The sequence below is a fragment of the Winogradskyella vincentii genome, assembly GCF_020166345.1.
GTDB lineage: Bacteria > Bacteroidota > Bacteroidia > Flavobacteriales > Flavobacteriaceae > Winogradskyella > Winogradskyella vincentii.
In genome coordinates, this window is record NZ_JAIUJS010000001.1 from 307,368 (window position 1) to 327,781 (window position 20,414).

The window sequence follows — 20,414 nt, forward strand, 5'->3', positions numbered from 1 at the left end:
AATCTATGCATAGCTTTAAAGATTGAAAGTATACTAATTGGAAAAAATACAATTAATCTTTAGTAAGTATTCGTTCTAATTGTTTTGTCACCTTACTCGCCAAAAAATATTGTTTGGCATACTCATGATTAAGTTTTCCCATTGCCTTTAGTTTCTCATGGTTATTTAATAGTTCAAGAATAGTATCGGCATAAATATTCGATTCCAAACTATCAATCAAATATCCCATTTTTCTGTTTTCAAAAAAATCAACTAAGCCTCCAACAGGTCTTGAAATGACAGCTAATCCAAACGCCATAGCCTCTAGTACCGAAGTCGGCATTCCTTCACCATGAGTAGTAGGCAAAACATAAATTGATGACGAAATAAAAGTATCAACAAGTAACTCCCCATTTATATTACCTAAAAACTCTATATCCTCAAGCATTAATTCCTTGGCTCTATCCTTCGCTTTTAGCAATGCTGGACCATCACCGGCTATTTTTAGAGTGGCATTTGGAAAGTTGTCAAGTACATTTCTGAAGGCTTCTAAAACAATTAATACACCTTTATTTTCTTCTATTCTCGCTAAGAAAAGAATATTAGGATCAAATGACTTGGAATCTATGAAGAATCCCTTTAATAAAACATCGTCTACTTTCGTAGTTGTTAAAAATACAGGTTTGTTAATACCCCAATTAATCAACTGATGTTTAAATGATTCCGCCAATACTAAAAAACAATCCGCCTTATTAAAATTATTCTTGAAAGCCTTTGGGTCTTTGTTAATTTTTTCTTCTATCATTTTATTCCAACCATGAAAAAAAACAATAGTTCTAATATTAAAAAATTTACTTATTCTGAGAAACAAAGCATCCCTGATTAGAGATGTTTTACCAAGTGATGGATTTAAAAGTACTAAGTCATATTTTCCCAAAAAGCAAATTAAACAAAACTTTATATAATCATAGATTAGCATTATGACACCCGGGATGTTTTTGCGTCTACCAACTGTATTATATTTTACTTGCTCCTCCCATAAAGACTCAAGCCCCTTATAATGATTAGCGACACCTCCAAGCAATTTTAGACTAGGTATATTAATTAATATTCGCATATTTTTTTTGATATATATAAGCCACTGCAAATAATATATAAACTAGTGAAATGAGCTCTAGATTTTTATACTCAGGAGAATATCCAAACTGAAAAACTGACATAATAATTGCTGTAATGTAAATTCCTTTAGCATAAGATATCCAAAAAGTTGAATTAGTTGTTTTCATTATCACTTCTGACAATTTTTTAAATCTGAAAAAGAATAAAAACCATATTAACGAGGCAATGATGCCATACTGATATAAGAGCCAAGTAAGTCCATTATAGCCATATTCAACCTGTTTAGTGAAATCTTTTGAACTACTTGAGCTAATATAACTTTTTGATAGTTTATCTCCTCCATATCCAAAAATAAAATTAATTGGGGAGTTGAATGTTTGGTTTAAAATAAGAGCTGTTGTTCCTAACCTATTCGCAGTAGTGTTATTAAAAGTTTCTCTATCAATTGATTCATACTCCAGAGCATAGTCAATTGCAAATTCCAAATCAAATACACCCCAAATCTTGTTGCTAGGATTTAGTGTAGGGCTTAACCGAACGAGTAAATAGACAAATAATGGCAGGAGAAAAAAACTATAGTTAAAAGTTCTTAAGCTATTTTTAGAATTATCTCGGTTTAAATACAAGAACACAACAAAAATTATGGGCAGCATGAATATAATTGCTCTTTTTGCACTTGAAACTGCAACTAATATAAAACCAAAGAAAAGAATCAAATTTCTTAACAGACTATTATTTGATGAGAAAGACAGAATAAATGCAAAAGCTATTGTGACAAAGTACGTAGAACCACTATGGGAAATTAATCCTAATGTTGTTTCTCCATGCCATTCTAAAATAAAATATTTCAAAAATGCCATTGGTATGTGAAGAATGCCCAGGATAAAAACAAACTTTATCAACCCCTTCAACTCCTGTTGTTTTAAATTGAGATTAATTAATGTTAAGTATACAAAAAGTGGTAAAATCAACCATCTGATATCAAGCAACATTGATAAGGTGTTGACATTATTAATTAAGCCAGAAATAACAACGATCAATGGAAAAAAAACAGTTATTAATTTAGGTTTTGAATTGATTGCCCCCTTTCTTTTGGCCAATACAATAATAAACAAGGCCAAAGGCATAAGCTGAAAAACAAGGAGCTGATTATGAGTTAATATTCCTTGATCTATCATCCAGCCTAAACAAAGGAATATGATAATATATCCTTTTAGTATTTTTATTATTAAGGTATTTAATCTATAAACCGCCAAGTTTTACTTCTTTAGTATGAATGATTCTATAAGTTCACCTTGCCTACTTGGCTTGTGATATTCTTTGAATATATCTAAGGAGAAATTTGAAAAATTCTTTCTTAAATCCTCATTTTCTATTAGCACTTCCAACTTTCTCTTCAATTGATTGATATCACTAGGTTCTATAATATAACCATTTTTATTATGCTTCACTAAAGTTGTTGCACTACCAACCCTATTAGTAATTATTATGGGTAGGCCATTAGATAATGCCTCATTGACCACCAAACCCCATCCATCAGATTTATTCTTAAAAAGTTTGTGGGGATGGACAAAAATATCAGCTTGACCAAAAAATTCATCTTTTTGTTCAGGTTTGACATGACCTTTAAAAACAATGCTTTGATTTGTTTTAGCCAGTTCTTTACAGTACTTTAGAAAATTTTTAGATTCCTCACTTTCCCAAAAGAAATTTTCATCAACTCCACCACAAATTAGTAGTTTCGTTTTCTGATTTGTTGAAATTAAATTATATGCTTGAATCAAAATATCTAAGCCCTTTTGTTCTGTTATTCTACCAAAATACAAGATGGTAATTATATTTCTGTTTTTACCAAAATTCTTATTAGTATTCGTTGATTTTGAAAGAAATGGTAAGATTTCAACTCTTTTTTTTCTTTTTAAAAAATCAGACACAAAATTTTCCTGCGCTTTTCCATGAACAAAAACCGTATGAGCCGTTTTAATCAAATAATACCCAAATTGTTTGTAAGATTTCATGAAGAAACTTTTGGTTTCATAATCTTCCCATTGTTCTACTATTATGGCAAGTCTTTTGATTAATAATCTTGAAATTATATAAGCAAATTTGCTATGCAATGGTGCCTGAGTCGATGTCAGAATTGATTTACTTTGAACTAAGGTTTTTAATAAAATTAAAAATAGATTTAAAGCTTGAAAAAGTGAGTAATGATTAACTCTTAAACCTTTAAAATTGCATGATTTAATTACCAGATTATCATTAATATTATGGTAGCTATAAAAATCTGTATTCTCCCTAATCCCTCTTATGAAAACAACTTTAATGTTATAACCCCTTACCGACAGCTTATTAAGCTCATCAATGAAGTGAAAATTGTAATGTGAGTATCCGGGTGAAATAACCGCCAAATCATACTTGTTAAATCTCATAAATAAATAAAGTTAAATTATCCATAAATAAAATTATGGAGGTAATCATATAGCATAATTAGTCTTATTTGATGATTTATTCTAATTACTAAAATTTATTATTAGTCATCAACCCATAAATTCAGTTCTAAATCTTTTAAATATTGATTCCCAGTTATATTCAGGAAGCGAATTTGCGATAACCTTAGAATCATAATTTGCAAACGAAGAATAAATTTCTTCCAAACCTAAGGCAAATCCCTCTGGCGAATCCTCGTGGAGAATACCATTTATTTTGCCAATAAGGCGTTCATTTTCATGCGTTTTTGTAGCCAAACAAGCTATACCAGATAGGATATACTCAAAGGTTTTTGTTGGTGGTTGATGATTAAAATATGTAGTTAAAGGAACATATGAAATACCAACATTACATACATCAAAAAATTGCCGAGCCTGATTGTGGTTTAATCTTCCATGTAAAACAACATTTTTCTCTAAATTAAGTCTCTTAACTAACTTCTTTAGTTCCAAAATCTCTGAACCTGAACCTGAACCAACAATATCATAGGATACATCTATTTTTAAGTGATTGAATTTTTTTAAAAATATAGATAACCCAATTATTGTATCTTGAATGTTACGATTATAAAATGTTCCGATGTAGAACAATCTTGGATAGTCAAATTTTTTTATCACCTTAGAAATAGAGTTTGCTCCCAAAGGTAAAATATAAGTTTTCTTAACAGGTATGTTTAATTTTTCTCTAAGACCTTTTGAGATAATCGTTACTCTGTTAAAGAAGATAGATTCAAAGCCTCTAAACCAATTATCTACCTTACGTTGTATTTTTGATTCTTGTATACTGCCTGTTCGAATATCAAGAACTACTCTTTTTCTTGAGAATAATCTAACCAAAGAGCAAAAACTAAAATAAACCATAAACCTAAAACTGTAGTCTTTTTTAACTTCTTTGATTGCATATCTTATAAATCTGAGTGCTTTTATCAAATAATGGCCTTTACTCGACACGTAAATAACATTTACTCCATTTCCTTCAATTCTTTCTTGATACGCGTCAAAACAAAAATAGTGTACATCAAACTCCCTGGCGAGAAACTTTGCCAACTCATAAGAATCGGTATGATAACCATATTGTCTTTTAGATACTATTAGGACTGATTTCATTCTTTACTATCCAATCAAGTAGACTTTATTCTGGTAAAATAGACTTTATTTTATTCTTCATTTTTAATTGATAATACCACAAGGGTTTTTTCAATCTTTTTTGTCCAAGTTCCCTTGAGGTGGTATTAATATCTATTTTTCTTAATTCCTGAAGAATATAATTCAATTGTCGATCTAACTTAATCTTTCCAATAATTTCTTCCTTGACTAAATTAAATTCATTAGAATATTTTACATCTTTTTTAATAACTAACGTTCCTTTTCTAACCTGTTTTCTAATACCTCCACTTCCAAATAAATGGTGGTGGTCTTTTTTCCAAAAATGCGACCTATTTTCAATTTTTGGTTGATTAGTTAATGTAACCACTCTATTTAAAACTACTTCTGTATTTTCAACCAATTCGGAATAGTTAATGGAGTATGCTTCAATCCCTGATTCTAAAAATCTTTGGTAGTAGGCTTTAAATCGTTTAATTGCAACATCAATTTCCTCACCTCTTTTCCAGACTGAATATACGTAGTCTATAATTGGTTTATAAATAATAAGATTTATCGTTTCAATTTCTGACTTGGCATAATATAAATTAACATCTATAACCCAAGGTAAAAATTTTGAAGAATCAACTAAAAACTTCACTCCAAGAGAATCAAATGCTTTTTTGTGAAATTCTTGTTCGTTAAAATCTTTGATTTTTTTCCAAAATTCACAATTCTTGTTACCACAATTACAATCAATATAAAAATGATGCTTTCTAAACGGTCTGAACCAGGCATGGACTTCTCCTAAAGAAAAGGATTTATGGTCATTTCCAAGCATTAGATCCAGCATTGTCGTACCAGACCTTCCTGCACCTAAAATATTAATGATTGTTCTCTTCATTTAATAATTCATAAATCTTAGAATACACCTTTTCAAAACTATGGTTTTGAATAGTATAATTTCGTGCATTATTTCCCAATTGGGTAATAGAAGATCTGTTTTTGAAAACATATTTTAAGGTTCTTACAGTATTTTCAACCGTTCCAGTTAAAAATCCAAAGTCATTGTTAGTTAAAATATCATCAGGATTTGAATTCAAGCTTATCACAATATTTTTTCGCATCCATGCTTGTAAAAAAGTATTAGAAAAGCCTTCTACAAAACTTGTGTTGATAAGAATGTGAGATTTATTTAGAATAGAATTTACATGATCATTACTTAATTCACCTGTATATTCAAAGTTCAAATTATTGATATGACTTTTAAGTAGGTTTTCATACCTCTTCTCTACAAAACCTCCTACCATGGTAAACTTGTAATTACAATTGTTTGAGAAATAATCCGCAATTGTTATAAATAAATCTGGTCTTTTGATTGCCTTAAAATTTCCAATCCATACAATTTTAAGTCCATCAGTATCTTTTTCTATTAACCTTTCATCACTAATCGGACAAGCTTGAGTAATTTTATGTCCATTCTTTGAATACCATCTACTTAAAGCCTCTTTTTGAAATTCGTTTTGAACTATAATTTTTGAATTAAAATGATAGACTTTCTTATAGTAATAATGTTCGATTAAATTCAATGGTTTTGACCAATTAATCGTTTTAAGAGAAAAATTTAATTCAATATCGCTCGCAATAAAATGTAAATGTTTCTTTTTTCTTTGACCAGCAAATTTTGCGACTATACCAGCCCATGATGTATATGACCTCGTTATAAGCAAATCCGGATCAATTTGCTTTGCAATTCCATAAATTTCTTCTTTATATATAAACCAATTTTTTCCAATAATAGAGAGTTTCTGCTTAAGTGTTATTGAATAATGACTAACTTCTGAACTCTTAATTGGCTTATTATTCACATTTAAAAAAATCCGATGGACCTCATTACCAATACTTATTAAATATTTCGTCAAATATTCAAGTTGTTGTTCTGCTCCTCCCTGCAATTGATCCCAATGCCCCAAGTGCACTATGAGTACTTTTTTACTCATAAATTTTCCGATTTAGAAGATTCAGTTTTTCTAAAATTCCAATAAATGTATTATTTTTTAAAACCAAGTTTAATATTATCAAAGATACGAGATACACTATCGCTGAAACAAAAAGTTTCATAAAAAATGAATCCGGTTCTAGGCGTAAAAGTGAAAAATAAGCCAACGCAAATGATATAAAAGGGACGGCAAGCTGTTTTATGAAAATACTTAATTGAAGCTTAGGAAATAAACCTACATATTTACCACAAATTAAAACATCTGCCAAGGCAGATACAACCCTTGCACCAATTTGTCCAATAATCATAGTAGAAACACCATAATTAAAGGTAAATACCAAGGCTATAAACATTAATCCGTTTCTCAAAAATGTTAAGTTACGGTACAATTGAGGTTTGTTTTCTATTTTAATGATATTAGCATTTACAGTAACTAAAGGTTGCATGATAAATGAAAGCAGAATTAATTTTAAGAAAGGCACAGTGGGCAACCAATTTACACCAAACACCAATCCAATAAATGGATGAGCTACAGTAATAAGTAAGGCGCTTATTGTTAAATGTACAAACACAAAATGACTTAGAAGGGTAATGTACATGCCACGTCGTTTAGTTTTGTCTTGCTCTTTCGCCAATAAAGAATAAGACGTTGTAAGTAAAACACCATTGATGCTTTGAAAACCTATCTTATTAATTTTTTCTGCTTGATTGTAAAACCCTAATATCGCAGAGCTGTAAACTTTCCCAATAATGACCGAATATAGATTTGCTCCTATTTGATTTGTAAAATAGGATATCAACATATTATTCCCAAATCTGCGCATAACCTTATACGAATTCCAATCAAAATATAACTCTGGTTTCCAATTGTTTAAAACAAAAATCATTATTATTGAAACAAAACTCATACTTAAAATTTGGGCTACTAGTGCCCAATAACCCCATCCATCCAAAGCCATAGTAAAGCCAATCGAAACTGAAAGGGCCGCAGAAATTATTTGAATAATGGCTAGCTTTTTAAACTCCAACTCCTTTCGCATTCTAGTAAACTCAGACAGATAAAGTGCTTTTAGGATAATATTAAGTGCAAGAACTCTTGTAATTTCAATGATTTCCTGTCTTTCGTAGAATTTGGCAATTAAAGGTGCCAAACTAAAAAGTAAAAGAAAAAACATAACTCCAAACACCAAGTTGTGAACAAAAACAATTGAAAATTCCTTTGAAGTTGCGTTGGCATCTCGAATAAGATAATCTGCAAATCCAGATTCGGTAAAATTCATAGCTATACTCATAAATATGGCTAGCATGGCAATGAGACCATAATCATCTGGTGATAATTGACGAGCAATCAAAACATTCCCAATAAAGCTGATAATTTGAGTACCCAATTTTTGTATTGCGCTCCAACTGTAATGTTTTAAACTTCTACTCATTTATATACAATCCTCTGAAAAAGATTCCAATTTTATTGACCTTATTAAAGGTATTAATCTATAGATTATTTAATTTATTTTGAAGTACCATCTCAAAAATATGAGAAGGAGAAAGATTAAATGCTTTTGAAATTAAGTTTTTTGCGCGATGTTTCACATTAATTGCAGGCATTTTATCGTTAAAAAATACTACATCAAAACCAGTTTTATTAAAATAACTTAGCAAATGTTTTTTAGAATAAAAATATAAATGATGGTATGGATTATAAGGTTTTCTATAATCTTTCAATCCAAGCTCAAAATATAACTTGTTTGGAAATCTAAAAAACTGATTAGGTACTTCAATAAGAACAATTCCATTTGGACTTAAAAGCCTCTTAATAATCATGAGAATATTAAAAGGTTCTTGAACATGTTCAAAAACATGATGCAGGTTTATTACATCAAACTTCCGATGTTCAATTTTAGAGAAATCTTCAATTGAAGAGTGGATTAAGTCAACCTTAAAGACTTGTTTTGCCAATTCAACCTGACTTTTCTCTAGTTCTATTCCAATAACATCATATCCCATTGACGAGGCCAAAGAGACAAATCCACCGTTTCCCGCACCAATATCTAATACAGTCTTAGCATCTTTAAAATACTTCTGAATAAATTCAACCTTTCGTGGATATACTTCCTTTAGACGTTTATTCTCTACATCAAGCCTATTTCCCTTTTGGGCATAATACTTGTATATTAGTTTAAACTCATCATCATCAGGAATTGGATGTAGAGAATGCAATCCACAAGCTTTACATTTAACTACATTAAATTTGGCGTCATCAGTAATTCCCAAACTACGCGTTAATTTTAACTTAGTATGAAAACTACCACTATCACATAAATCACAACTATAAACCCTACTCATTAAGACTGAATTTTATACTAAATCCTTCACCCTTTCTTATCATCTCAATTAACTGAAAAATATTATTCATCAATAACTCCTCAAATACCACTCGTAAGTTTTTTTAATTCCCTGTTTTAAACCTATTTTTGGATTCCACCCTAAAGCCTGCAATTTGGAGCTATCCAAAAGTTTTTGGGGTGTACCATCTGGTTTAGTACTATCCCATTCAATTTTTCCATTGTGTCCAACTATTTTTTGGATAGTTGTTGCTAATTCTCTAATAGATAAATCTTCACCATAACCTACATTGTATAAATGTTCTGGTAATTTGTTTTCTATGGAAAAAACAACGGCTTGTGCTAAGTCATCTACATGCAAAAATTCGCGCAGGGGAGAACCACTTCCCCATAATATAACAGTGGTATGATTGTTTAGTTTTGCTTCATGAAATTTCCTAATCATAGCAGGTAGGACATGTGACGACTTTAAATCAAAATTATCATTGGGTCCATATAAATTTGTTGGCATAAGACTCATAAAATCTTTACCGTATTGTTTTCGAATCGCCTCACAGGCCTTTACGCCAGCAATTTTTGCAATGGCATACCACTCGTTAGTGGGTTCTAAACTATCTGTTAATAAATACTGTTCTTTCAAAGGCTGTGGTGCCATTTTCGGATAAATACAAGAACTGCCCAAAAAGACGAATTTCGGCACAGCATTTTTATGGGCCGCATCAATTAGATTATTTTGTATTTGCAAATTCTCCATTAAGAATGGGTAAGGATTTTCACTATTGGCCAAAATCCCACCAACTTTTGCTGCTGCATCTACAACAACTTGTGGTTGTTCAGATTGCATAAAATCCATAACCTGCTTTTGATCTCTTAGATCCAATTCCTTACGCGAATTACCAATGATATTGTTATAGCCTTTAGCTACTAACGCTCGCCAAACTGCAGAACCAACCATACCATTATGGCCAGCGATATAAATTTTTGAATCATTATTAATAATTGTCATACTGTAAAATAAAAAACCTCAGATTGATGCGAAATAGTATTATTCCTGGCGCCAGCTGGCTCCTTCGCTAAATACATCCACTGGATGCATTTATAACGCTCGGCCCTATTCAAAATAATTCATCGTTGTATAGCCACCATCTTCTAGGTACTGTTGCTTTTGCATTAGTTTTAAATCACTCTGCATCATCTCCTTAATTAAATCTTTTAAGGAATATTCACATTCCCAACCTAATTTTTGCTTTGCTTTTGAAGCATCACCAACCAACAAATCTACTTCAGTTGGTCTAAAATATCTTGGATCTACAACCAATACCTCCTTACCAATCACTAATTGATAATCAGGATTATTACATTTTGAGACATATGCCTTCTCCTCTGCGCCCTCTCCTTTAAACTTAAGTTCGATCCCAACCTCCGCAAAACTCATTTTCACAAAATCTCTGACCTTGGTTGTTTTACCTGTAGCTATAACCCAATCCTCAGCCTCATCTGCCTGAAGGATCATCCACATCATACGAACATAATCTTTTGCATGGCCCCAATCACGTTGGGCTTCTAAATTACCCAGGTAAAATTTATTTTGTAATCCTAATGCTATTCTGCTCACGGCACGAGTAATTTTTCGAGTTACAAATGTTTCTCCACGAATTGGCGATTCATGATTAAACAGAATACCATTACAAGCAAACATGTTATATGCTTCTCTATAATTAACAGTAATCCAGTAGGCATACATTTTGGCTACAGCATAAGGTGACCTAGGATAAAATGGCGTATTTTCAGATTGTGGCACCTCTTGTACATTACCATATAATTCTGAGGTTGAAGCCTGATAAATTCTAGTCTTCTCCTCCAAACCAAGTAAACGCACAGCATCCAGAATTCGCAAAGTACCCAAACCATCAGTATTCCCTGTATATTCTGGAATTTCAAAAGACACGGCTACGTGGCTCATTGCCGCCAAATTGTAGATCTCATCTGGCTGTATTTCTTTTATTAAACGTATAAGATTAGTACTATCCGTCATATCGCCATAATGCAAGTAGAAATTTTGGTGATCTACATGCGGATCTTGATATAAATGATCTATTCTATCTGTATTAAAAAGTGATGAGCGTCTTTTTAGACCATGGACGACATATCCTTTCTTAAGAAGAAACTCACTTAAATAGGCTCCATCTTGACCAGTAACGCCAGTAATAAATGCGACTTTGCTCATTATTAAAATTTATATTATCATCAAATTATTGATGCTACACAAATCTAAAATATTTTAGGGGACTTACCGTATAAAGGCAATTAAACTAATTAACAGAATAATATTTGATTAAGTGGTATCATATATTTATCCTTTTACATAATTTACTTATTAAAATGATTAATTTTACTATTTTTGAGATAAATATGATCCCATACTATGAACGAAGAAAAAAAAATACTAACGCGTAAAGAAGCCATAAAAAAAATGGGGAAATATGCCGCTATTACTGCCGTAGGTACATTTTCAATTTTAAATCCACTCAAGGCGCAGGCGGATTCCACTCCTCCGGATCCAGGAGGAAATCCTTTAGGTTAATCTTACAAATATAATTTTGAAAAATGAATTAGCACCAACATATGAGTATTTATATGGCAATAATTGGGTGCTGTGGTATGCTATTTCAAACAGTTACAGTGTTGTTGATGAGGGGTTTAAAAAGACCTTGGACACTTATTTAAAATCGAACTCAAAATCTAGTTTTAAGGAGAAAATTACATCTCTTAAGTCAACTGAATTAATTGAGAATATCCTTAATGATATTGAAAACTACTTAATAGCTTGTAATACGAGGTCAGAATCTGAGACTTCACTGAACGAATCTTTTATTGCTGATTATAGAAAAATTCAAAAAACATATAAAATCAATGGCAAAATAATTAAAGTCTACTTTGACTCAGAACTTGTCGCAAAAATTATTCATCCTGCTATTGCTCATTTAGAATGTGATTCCAATAGAATTGCTGATTCAGTATTCGATATTTTTCTTAGAGATGATCATTTACTATTGTTTAAGAATCAATCCTGTATTTTAAAAACACCTAAGAAAGATTATCATTTCCTTAGAGGTAAATTTACTATGCATATTCTATGTGAAATATATGAAAAAGAAGAATCTGACTGGTTAGGGACATTTCATGGGTCCGCAATTACAGATGACAAAACATGCATTTTATTTATAGGAGAATCAGGTAGCGGTAAAAGTACATTGAGCAGTATTTTAGTAACCAATGGATTTTATTTACTTGCTGACGATGTTTCCCCTATGCTTGCTAAAAATACCTCTATTTACCATAATCCTAATGGAATTTCATTAAAGTCTGGAGCAACCGAAGTTTTAAAGCCTTTAATTGATAATTTCGAAGATATCCCTATCACAGAATTTAATACATCAAAAGGCCCTCTAAGATATTTTCCGAGCCCAAAACCACCTAAGAATTATTATCCATGCAAATCTATTGTACTGGTTAACTACACACCAAATACCAATACTGAACTTTTGGAAATTTCCGTTAAAGACATTTTGGAAACCTTAATTCCAGAGTCATGGCTTTCTCCCTTACCAGAACATGCTGATGCGTTTTTAGAATGGCTAAAAACAGTTAGACTGTACAAATTAACTTACAGTGACAACAAAAGTATGATTGACACGGTTAACGAGTTATTTGAATCATAAAAACAATACAGCTCTAATTCATTAGTATATTTATCCTAAATAAATGGGAAGCCTTTTAAATACATATCGACTCATAGCAGACATCTTAAGTTTTGAATCTGAGGATGGGTCTTTGAAATCGCAATTAAAGAGTAACACTTTAGATTGGGATTCATTGGTAAAAGTTGGTAGTAGCCATTTGGTCTTACCTACTATTTACTGTAGGCTAAAATCAAAAAAACTATTAGATGTTATTCCGGAAGAATTAGAGGCCTATTTAAAAGAAATTACAGAACTAAATCGTGAAAGAAATTTAGCTATAATAGTACAAGTAAAGAACTTAGCTCAATTATTAGATGAACATCATATTGAATATGTCTTTTTAAAAGGGGCTGCACTACTCGTGGGCGATTATTATGATGATATCTCTGAACGAATGATTGGTGATATTGATATACTTATCGCAGAATCAGATTTAGAAAAGGCATTTGAATTGCTCAAAAACGAGTCCTATACACCATTAAAACAAACCTTAGGAAACCATTTTTTTGAGCACAAGCATCTCCCTAGACTTACAACAAAAAAGCATATTTGTGCTGTGGAACTGCATAGGAAACTATTTATTTCATATCAACATAAGTATCTAACGAATTCAAATATTATAGATAATAAAGTAATTTACAAAAGTTTATACATACCTAGCTTACAACACTTGTCGCTACATAATATACTTAACTATCAAATTAATGACAAAGGGCATTTATATAAAGGATTAAATTTTAGAGCATCATTTGACACACTTGTCTTAAACAAAAAATATGAGATTGATCTAACAAAAAACTATTTTAACACAAAATTAGTCAAACAATATGTTTATCGCTCAAATGGATTTTTTAAAGACTTTAATAATATAACAACAATTAAGTCTACTCGGTTTTTAAATTTTAAACTTAACAATAAGTGGTTTCATAAAGTTTGGTATAAAACTTTATCTGTTTATTCATATTTAGGTGAATTAATTCCAAGATTTGTATTCTTTGTAATTAATAGCGATTATAGAGGCGCCACATGGAAGGACAGAAAACGAATAATTAATCATTTAAGATTAAAATTATTATCAAAGACGTAGTCACGTTTCTTTTTGCTAAAGAGTTATGAGTTTAACTATTTGTTTTATAGCTTTTAAAGTTTAACTTTGGCTTATAATTATTTGAAAAGTCTTTATGAGAAAGTTCTTAATAGTATTAGCACTCCTAACTATTTCATCTAATATAATCGCTCAACAAGGAAGTAACACAAAGGAGTGGTTTCTAGGTGCCGGTTTAAATGCTATTAATAGCCAAGGAACAAAATCTCCTGTTGGTGGCATGGGTGATTGGGCAATTAACATACCTGTATCTGCTGCTGTAGAATTAAAATGGAATTCTGGCCTTGCGGTGGAACAATCTATTACTATTAATTCATTTGAAGAGGGAGACGATATAGACGGAATATTGCTCCTAGAAGATTATTCATATCTATCATTTGATACCCATGTCAAATATTATTTTGGTAAACATATTTTTCCTGAGGCAGATTGGATAGACTTTTATGCTAATTCTGGTTTTGGACTATTTAGTATTGAAAACACAAACCTATCCTTTAATTTAGGTGGTGGAATTTTATTCTGGTTAAACAGAAGACAAACTATTGGGATAAGAGCTCAGGTAATTGGTAAATTTGCTCTAGATCATTCAGATAGTGGTATTGATAATAATCATTATCAAACCCATATACAAGCTTTCTTTGCTTTATAAAGGAAAAATAAAAGTCTCCAATTAAGGAGACTTTTATTATAATTATATTCTTAAAATAATTGTTTTATTAATATCCTTCCTTCAAAAGATTATCAAAATACTCAATCGTATGTCTTAGTCCTTCCTTTAGTTGTACCTTTGGTTCCCAACCATTCAATTCCTTATAGGCTAAACTAATATCTGGTTGACGTTGCATAGGATCATCTTGAGGTAATGGCTTAAATGTAAGTTTTGATTTTGAGCCAGTTAAATCAATAACTTCCTGTGCTAATTGAAGCATTGTGAATTCATTTGGATTTCCAATGTTCACAGGTCCTAAAAATCCTTCTCTAGAATTCATCATCCTCACAGTACCTTCGACCAAATCATCTACATACTGAAAGCTTCTTGTCTGCAAACCATCACCAAATATCGTAATATCATCACCTTTTAACGCCTGTACAATAAAATTGGAAACCACCCTTCCGTCTTGAGGATGCATCCTTGGTCCATAGGTGTTAAAAATTCTTATAATTTTAATTTTTACTTGATTTTGAATATGGTAATCCATAAATAAAGTCTCAGCACAACGCTTACCCTCATCATAGCATGACCTCAATCCGATTGGATTCACATTACCCCAATACGATTCCTTTTGAGGATGAACAGTTGGATCTCCATAAACCTCGCTAGTAGACGCTTGCAATATTTTTGCTTTAACACGTTTAGCAAGACCTAACATATTAATCGCTCCCATTACAGAAGTCTTTGTTGTTTTAATAGGGTTATATTGATAATGAACTGGAGAGGCTGGACAAGCTAAATTATAAATTTCATCAACCTCAATCATGTAAGGTGATGTGACATCGTGCCTAACTAATTCAAAATAGTGATGATCCATCAAATGTTCTATATTGCGTTTAGAGCCAGTAAAGTAATTATCCAAACAAATTACTTCATTACCCTCTTTTAACAATCTCTCACACAAATGAGAACCAACAAATCCGGCACCTCCTGTAACTAAAATTCTTTTCATTAAAATAGATTTTTCCCAAAAATAAGCTTTATTTATTTTTTATGTGTTTCAACAAATAAAAACTTTTGTAATAAATTGAAGTAATTATTTAATTCCCAAATCGGAGCTATTTAATTGCTTTCAAAATTATTGATGGAATGACCATTTGTATTCATTTTAAACAAAGAAAAATTCTCAAGGATGCTTAGAAATTTATATGTTTAAAAATATTAGTGACCACGGTAGGATTCAAACCTACGACCGCTGGAGCCGAAATCCAGTGCTCTATTCAGCTGAGCTACGTGGCCTAAATTTATATTATTGAGTTAGTTTAGCTTTTACAATGGTCGAAATGGTTTTACCGTCAGCACGACCAGCTAATTCTTTATTTACAATTCCCATTACTTTACCCATATCCTTCATTCCTTGCGCTCCAATTTCATCAATAGTCATTACTACTATTCTCTCTATTTCTTCTTCACTTAAAGCTTCTGGTAAAAATTGACTTATAACTTCTGCTTGGTCTATTTCTGGCAATGCCAAATCCTTTCTATCTTGTTCAAGATAAATTGCCGCACTATCCTTCCGTTGTTTCACAAGCTTTTGCAATAGTTTCAACTCTTGCTCTTCAGTTAATTCCTCACTACCGCCTGATGATGTTTGTTCTAATAATATAGCAGATTTAATAGCTCTTAACGCCGCTAGAGCTGTCTGATCTTTCTCTTTCATTGCCTTTTTCATGGCAGTCATTACATCGTCTTGTAAACTCATAATTTTAAAAAATTTTGGAATACGAAGATACTAAAGATTTAGCTTCTTTTCTGCTACTATATTATTTAAAAATGAAATGAAAAAACCCAAAAAGCTGAGGGACTTTTTGGGCTAGACTTAGGTGCGTTAACACATTAATCTGATTTGCTATTAATCGACGTTATCGTGCAGGAATGAATTATTACTTCTTAACTGAATTTCATCGTTATCGTCTGTCCCGATGGACATTCTAGAAGTATTATCTTCAGAAGAATGTTGTACATCTTCTAAATTCACACCCTGTCTTTTATAAGCAGGCTCCTTTTCTATTTCATCTATTTTTGCATTGTTGAACTTATAATTAAAATCCTTCATTTTACGTCTTCGTTCATCAGCGCGTGCTTTTATAAGTTCAGAAATTGGACTATTCATAGGATCAATCTCCTCCTCTATAACTTCTTCTGATTCTTCAACAGGCAAAACTTTCTTCTCAAAAACAACCTCTTCCTTAACTTCAGCAGTTTTAGCTTCAGTATTCATAGAAGACTCAAATGTTTCAAAATCATCTAACGCATAACGTTTTTCACCATCTTCATTGACTTCTGTTACTGAAATTAATTCAACAGGTTCGTTTACATCCATTTCCTTAACTTCATCATCTAAACTAAATAAAATTGTCTCTTCTTGAGAACCCGGTTCTTCAATTTTTTCTGGCTCATTAGAAGACAACGGTAAATCAAAAGTTAAAGTTATTTGCTCCTCTTGCTCATCAATTATTTCCTCAGAAATATTTTCTATTGGAGTAATGATAAAATCTTCTTCTTCATTTACAACCGGTTTTTTATCCAACACTTCTTCATACACAACATTCATGTTTTTTAACAAATCTGTTGTTGGAATTATATCCATATTTACATCTTCAGTGCCTAAAGCATTGTTTTCTACTTCATCTTCATCTACAAGTGTGTGGCGAACAATTGGAGTTGTAACATCTTCCTCTAAAACTATATCTGGAGTTATGATGGCTGGCTCCTTTTCTGATGTACTTATTTCTTCGTTAGGTGTTTCCTCAAGAGCATGAATTACTTTTTTGGCCTCTGTATTAGAAATTTCATTTTGTTGATCAATATTAAATCCTGTCGCGATTATTGTAACAGAAATAGATTCTTGCAATGATTCGTCTTCACCAACACCCATAATAATATTTGCGCCATGCCCAGCTTCGTTCTGAATATGGTCATTGATCTCTCCTATTTCATCAATTGTGATTTCCTGAGATCCAGACACAATAAGTAATAATACATTTTTCGCTCCTGTAATTTTATTGTCATTCAATAGTGGAGAATCTAACGCCTTCATTATGGCTTCTTGTGCTCTTGTTTGACCTGAAGCAGCAGCTGATCCCATAATTGCTGTACCACTATTACTTAAAACGGTTTTAGCATCACGTAAATCAATATTTTGTGTATAATGATGAGTTATTACCTCAGCAATACCTCTTGAAGCAGTTGACAATACTTCATCAGCTTTAGAGAAACCAGCTTTGAAACCTAAATTCCCATAAACCTCACGTAACTTATTATTGTTTATCACAACTAAGGAATCAACATGTTGTCTCAAATTTTCAATCCCTCTTTGAGCCTGCTCATTACGCATTTTACCTTCAAACTGAAATGGCATTGTAACAATACCTACAGTTAAGATATCTAATTCTTTAGCCATTTTTGCGATGATTGGTGCGGCACCAGTTCCAGTTCCACCTCCCATTCCGGCCGTTATAAATACCATTTTGGTATTTGTGTCTAACATTCTACGAATGTCCTCGAGACTTTCTACTGCAGCCTGTTCTCCTACATCTGGATTTGCTCCTGCTCCTAATCCTTCGGTTAAGTTTACTCCAAGTTGGATTTTATTTGGTACACCACTATTTTGAAGTGCTTGTGCATCTGTGTTACAGATAACGAAATCTACACCTTTGATACCTTGCTGAAACATGTGGTTTATGGCATTGCTACCACCTCCACCAACACCAATTACTTTAATAACGTTGGATTGATGTTTAGGTAAATCAAATGAGATGTTTCCAAATTCGTTGCTATTACTCATATTACTTGTGATTATGGGATTTTATATGATGATTAATTAATTATTATTCTGCGTTATCTAAAAACTCTTTAACACGCTCGGTTAACTTATCTAAAAACGAACGTCTTTCTTTAACAACTCCCTCTTTAGATGCTAATGTTTCATTTTCAGTTGCTTGTTCTGATTCCTCAGATAGTACGATATCAATTTCTTCATTATCTTCTGCTTGCTTACGCTCCTGCCGTTTAATACCGTCCATTACTAAACCAACAGCAGTAGCAAACAACGGACTAGCTATATCATCGTCACTATCTCCTGCTAAATGTTCGTTAGGATAACCTATTCTGGTATCCATACCGGTTATATATTCTACTAATTGCTTTAAATGTTTTAACTGACTTCCACCACCTGTTAAAACAATACCTGCAATCAATTTTTTCTTTTGCTCTTCGTGACCGTAATTTTTTATTTCAACATATACTTGTTCTATAATTTCCACTACTCTTGCGTGTATAATTTTAGACAAATTTTTAAGTGTTATCTCCTTCGGTTCTCTTCCTCTTAATCCTGGAATTGAAACAATTTCATTATCCTTATTTTCTCCTGGCCATGCGGAACCGAATTTAATTTTCAAAAGTTCGGCCTGCTTTTCGATTATTGAACAGCCTTCTTTTATATCTTCAGTAATTACATTACCTCCAAAAGGAATTACCGCTGTATGTCTAATTATGCCATCTTTAAAAACCGCAAGATCTGTAGTACCACCTCCAATATCAATTAAAGCAACACCAGCTTCTTTTTCTTCTTGGCTTAAAACTGCATTTGCCGATGCAAGTGGTTCAAGAGTAATCCCTTCTAATTGTAACCCGGAACTTTTTACACATCTTCCAATGTTTCTTATAGATGAAACCTGACCAACAACTACATGAAAATTGGCTTCTAATCTCCCTCCATACATTCCGATAGGCTCCTTTATTTCCGCTTGACCATCAACTTTAAATTCTTGTGGCAGTACATGAATTATTTCTTCTCCAGGCAACATTACCAATTTGTGAACTTGATTTATTAATCGATCAATATCAGCTTCATCAATTACAACCTCTGAATTTGCACGTGTGATGTAATCACTATGTTGTAAACTTCGTATATGCTGACCAGCAATTCCTACAGTTACATCAGCAATCTTCTCACCTGCCGCAACCTCAGCCTCTTGCGCAGCCTGCTGTATAGATTGTATTGTTTGTGTAATATTGTTAACTACTCCACGATGAACACCTAGGCTCTTGGATTTTCCTACACCGAGGATTTCAAGTTTACCGTATTCATTTTTGCGACCAATCATGGCCACAATTTTTGTAGTTCCAATATCTAATCCTACCGCTATGTTATGATTTTCCATAGTTTACTTTTTGGTACAAATCACCTGTTTATCAAATTTTAGATTAACCCGTGTATAAGATTCTAATATTTTATTCTTAAATGCCTTCTGGTAAAAGGCCTTAAAATTGTTTATTTTCTTATCAAGTTTTTTCAATGTTCCTAAATGAACAATTAAATCACTTTTGCGGATTCTAAAATCTATAGTGTTGTCATCATTCTGACGAATCTCAATGACATGTTTTTTTAAAAATTCATCTTGATCAACAGCGCTTGCAAATTCATAAACTGTCTCAAGACTATTTTTGTTAACGTTTCCAGTAACTAGAGGAACTCTAGCCGTATAATTACTTGATAAAGGCATATAAGAACCCTCATCATCGATGTAATACGATGCATTTGAGCTTACTCTTGCAATAGGTCGTTTCTGTTCAATTTCCGTGTAAAGCTCACCGTTTACTGACATAAACACTTCTGCTTTCTTAATCATCGAATTAGAATTAAGGGCTATTTCTAATTCGTTCAAATCTATAATATCTTTAGGTTGTTCCGTAAGTGGCCGTTGATTTTGTATTAACAATTTACTAACAGTTTCATCAGTGATGAATAATTTATTTTCACCAATAAATGCAGGTGCTTTCAAATCTACTTTTCTGGCATTATTTCTTTGATTGGAAAACGCAAAAAGAAAACCCACCAATAA

At 32.0% G+C, this 20,414-nt stretch carries 19 protein-coding genes and 1 tRNA gene; 4 read left to right on the forward strand and 16 right to left on the reverse strand.

The window, feature by feature from the left end:
- Nucleotides 1–52: 52 nt before the first annotated feature.
- From LBV24_RS01495 to gmd, 10 genes are all read right to left on the reverse strand, one after another.
- Nucleotides 53–1,096 carry a glycosyltransferase family 4 protein gene (locus LBV24_RS01495; protein ID WP_224476838.1) on the reverse strand — a complete coding sequence of 348 codons (1,044 nt, stop codon included), beginning with the start codon at nucleotides 1,094–1,096 and terminating at the stop codon, nucleotides 53–55.
- On the reverse strand, nucleotides 1,080–2,354 hold the full coding sequence (locus LBV24_RS01500) for a hypothetical protein (RefSeq protein WP_224476839.1): 1,275 nt from the start codon (nucleotides 2,352–2,354) through the stop codon (nucleotides 1,080–1,082). The genes LBV24_RS01495 and LBV24_RS01500 overlap by 17 nt, the downstream gene beginning before the upstream one ends.
- Before the next feature lie 3 nt (nucleotides 2,355–2,357).
- On the reverse strand, nucleotides 2,358–3,527 hold the full coding sequence (locus tag LBV24_RS01505; RefSeq protein WP_224476840.1) for a glycosyltransferase family 4 protein: 1,170 nt from the start codon (nucleotides 3,525–3,527) through the stop codon (nucleotides 2,358–2,360).
- Nucleotides 3,528–3,635: 108 nt separating this feature from the next.
- Nucleotides 3,636–4,691, reverse strand: coding sequence for a glycosyltransferase family protein (locus LBV24_RS01510; RefSeq protein WP_224476841.1), 1,056 nt, complete (start codon nucleotides 4,689–4,691; stop codon nucleotides 3,636–3,638).
- Nucleotides 4,692–4,716: 25 nt separating this feature from the next.
- Entirely contained in the window at nucleotides 4,717–5,571 is an 855-nt protein-coding gene (locus tag LBV24_RS01515; RefSeq protein WP_224476842.1) for a sulfotransferase, read from the reverse strand.
- Nucleotides 5,552–6,667 (reverse strand): glycosyltransferase family 4 protein, encoded by a 1,116-nt coding sequence (locus tag LBV24_RS01520; RefSeq protein ID WP_224476843.1) that lies wholly within the window; start codon nucleotides 6,665–6,667, stop codon nucleotides 5,552–5,554. Before LBV24_RS01520 ends, LBV24_RS01515 begins: the two co-directional genes overlap by 20 nt.
- On the reverse strand, nucleotides 6,660–8,099 hold the full coding sequence (locus LBV24_RS01525) for a lipopolysaccharide biosynthesis protein (RefSeq protein ID WP_224476844.1): 1,440 nt from the start codon (nucleotides 8,097–8,099) through the stop codon (nucleotides 6,660–6,662). The genes LBV24_RS01520 and LBV24_RS01525 overlap by 8 nt, the downstream gene beginning before the upstream one ends.
- Nucleotides 8,100–8,157: 58 nt before the next feature.
- Nucleotides 8,158–9,009 carry a class I SAM-dependent methyltransferase gene (locus tag LBV24_RS01530; protein ID WP_224476845.1) on the reverse strand — a complete coding sequence of 284 codons (852 nt, stop codon included), beginning with the start codon at nucleotides 9,007–9,009 and terminating at the stop codon, nucleotides 8,158–8,160.
- A gap of 69 nt (nucleotides 9,010–9,078) precedes the next feature.
- The gene (locus LBV24_RS01535; protein WP_224476846.1) at nucleotides 9,079–10,014 is read right to left on the reverse strand and encodes a GDP-L-fucose synthase family protein; all 936 of its coding nucleotides are present in this window, start codon (nucleotides 10,012–10,014) and stop codon (nucleotides 9,079–9,081) included.
- A 105-nt stretch (nucleotides 10,015–10,119) separates the two neighbouring features.
- Nucleotides 10,120–11,235: a GDP-mannose 4,6-dehydratase gene (gmd, locus tag LBV24_RS01540; RefSeq protein ID WP_224476847.1), complete on the reverse strand. Its 1,116-nt coding sequence runs from the start codon at nucleotides 11,233–11,235 to the stop codon at nucleotides 10,120–10,122.
- A gap of 198 nt (nucleotides 11,236–11,433) precedes the next feature.
- On the opposite strand from gmd, the gene LBV24_RS01545 reads away from it, so the two are divergent.
- The 4 genes from LBV24_RS01545 (at nucleotide 11,434) to LBV24_RS01560 (ending at nucleotide 14,505) form a co-directional block, all read left to right on the forward strand.
- Entirely contained in the window at nucleotides 11,434–11,592 is a 159-nt protein-coding gene (locus tag LBV24_RS01545) for a hypothetical protein (RefSeq protein ID WP_224476848.1), read from the forward strand.
- A gap of 16 nt (nucleotides 11,593–11,608) precedes the next feature.
- Nucleotides 11,609–12,730: a phosphoenolpyruvate carboxykinase (ATP) gene (locus tag LBV24_RS01550; RefSeq protein ID WP_224476849.1), complete on the forward strand. Its 1,122-nt coding sequence runs from the start codon at nucleotides 11,609–11,611 to the stop codon at nucleotides 12,728–12,730.
- A gap of 43 nt (nucleotides 12,731–12,773) precedes the next feature.
- The gene (locus LBV24_RS01555) at nucleotides 12,774–13,838 is read left to right on the forward strand and encodes a nucleotidyltransferase family protein (protein ID WP_224476850.1); all 1,065 of its coding nucleotides are present in this window, start codon (nucleotides 12,774–12,776) and stop codon (nucleotides 13,836–13,838) included.
- Between the two features lie 94 nt (nucleotides 13,839–13,932).
- Nucleotides 13,933–14,505, forward strand: a complete 573-nt coding sequence (locus LBV24_RS01560; protein WP_224476851.1) for a hypothetical protein — start codon at nucleotides 13,933–13,935, stop codon at nucleotides 14,503–14,505.
- Between the two features lie 67 nt (nucleotides 14,506–14,572).
- Here LBV24_RS01560 and LBV24_RS01565 read toward each other — a convergent pair whose 3' ends face one another.
- The 6 genes from LBV24_RS01565 to LBV24_RS01590 all read right to left on the reverse strand — a co-directional run bounded on the left by LBV24_RS01565 (nucleotide 14,573) and on the right by LBV24_RS01590 (nucleotide 20,408).
- Nucleotides 14,573–15,520, reverse strand: coding sequence for a UDP-glucuronic acid decarboxylase family protein (locus tag LBV24_RS01565; RefSeq protein ID WP_224476852.1), 948 nt, complete (start codon nucleotides 15,518–15,520; stop codon nucleotides 14,573–14,575).
- Nucleotides 15,521–15,733: 213 nt separating this feature from the next.
- Nucleotides 15,734–15,807 (reverse strand) — tRNA-Arg (locus LBV24_RS01570).
- 10 nt (nucleotides 15,808–15,817) lie between these two features.
- The gene (locus tag LBV24_RS01575; protein WP_224476853.1) at nucleotides 15,818–16,270 is read right to left on the reverse strand and encodes a GatB/YqeY domain-containing protein; all 453 of its coding nucleotides are present in this window, start codon (nucleotides 16,268–16,270) and stop codon (nucleotides 15,818–15,820) included.
- Nucleotides 16,271–16,420: 150 nt separating this feature from the next.
- Nucleotides 16,421–18,355 (reverse strand): cell division protein FtsZ, encoded by a 1,935-nt coding sequence (gene ftsZ / locus LBV24_RS01580; protein ID WP_224476854.1) that lies wholly within the window; start codon nucleotides 18,353–18,355, stop codon nucleotides 16,421–16,423.
- Nucleotides 18,356–18,398: 43 nt separating this feature from the next.
- Nucleotides 18,399–19,733: a cell division protein FtsA gene (gene ftsA, locus LBV24_RS01585; protein ID WP_224476855.1), complete on the reverse strand. Its 1,335-nt coding sequence runs from the start codon at nucleotides 19,731–19,733 to the stop codon at nucleotides 18,399–18,401.
- Between the two features lie 3 nt (nucleotides 19,734–19,736).
- On the reverse strand, nucleotides 19,737–20,408 hold the full coding sequence (locus tag LBV24_RS01590) for a cell division protein FtsQ/DivIB (protein WP_224476856.1): 672 nt from the start codon (nucleotides 20,406–20,408) through the stop codon (nucleotides 19,737–19,739).
- Nucleotides 20,409–20,414 lie beyond the last annotated feature (6 nt).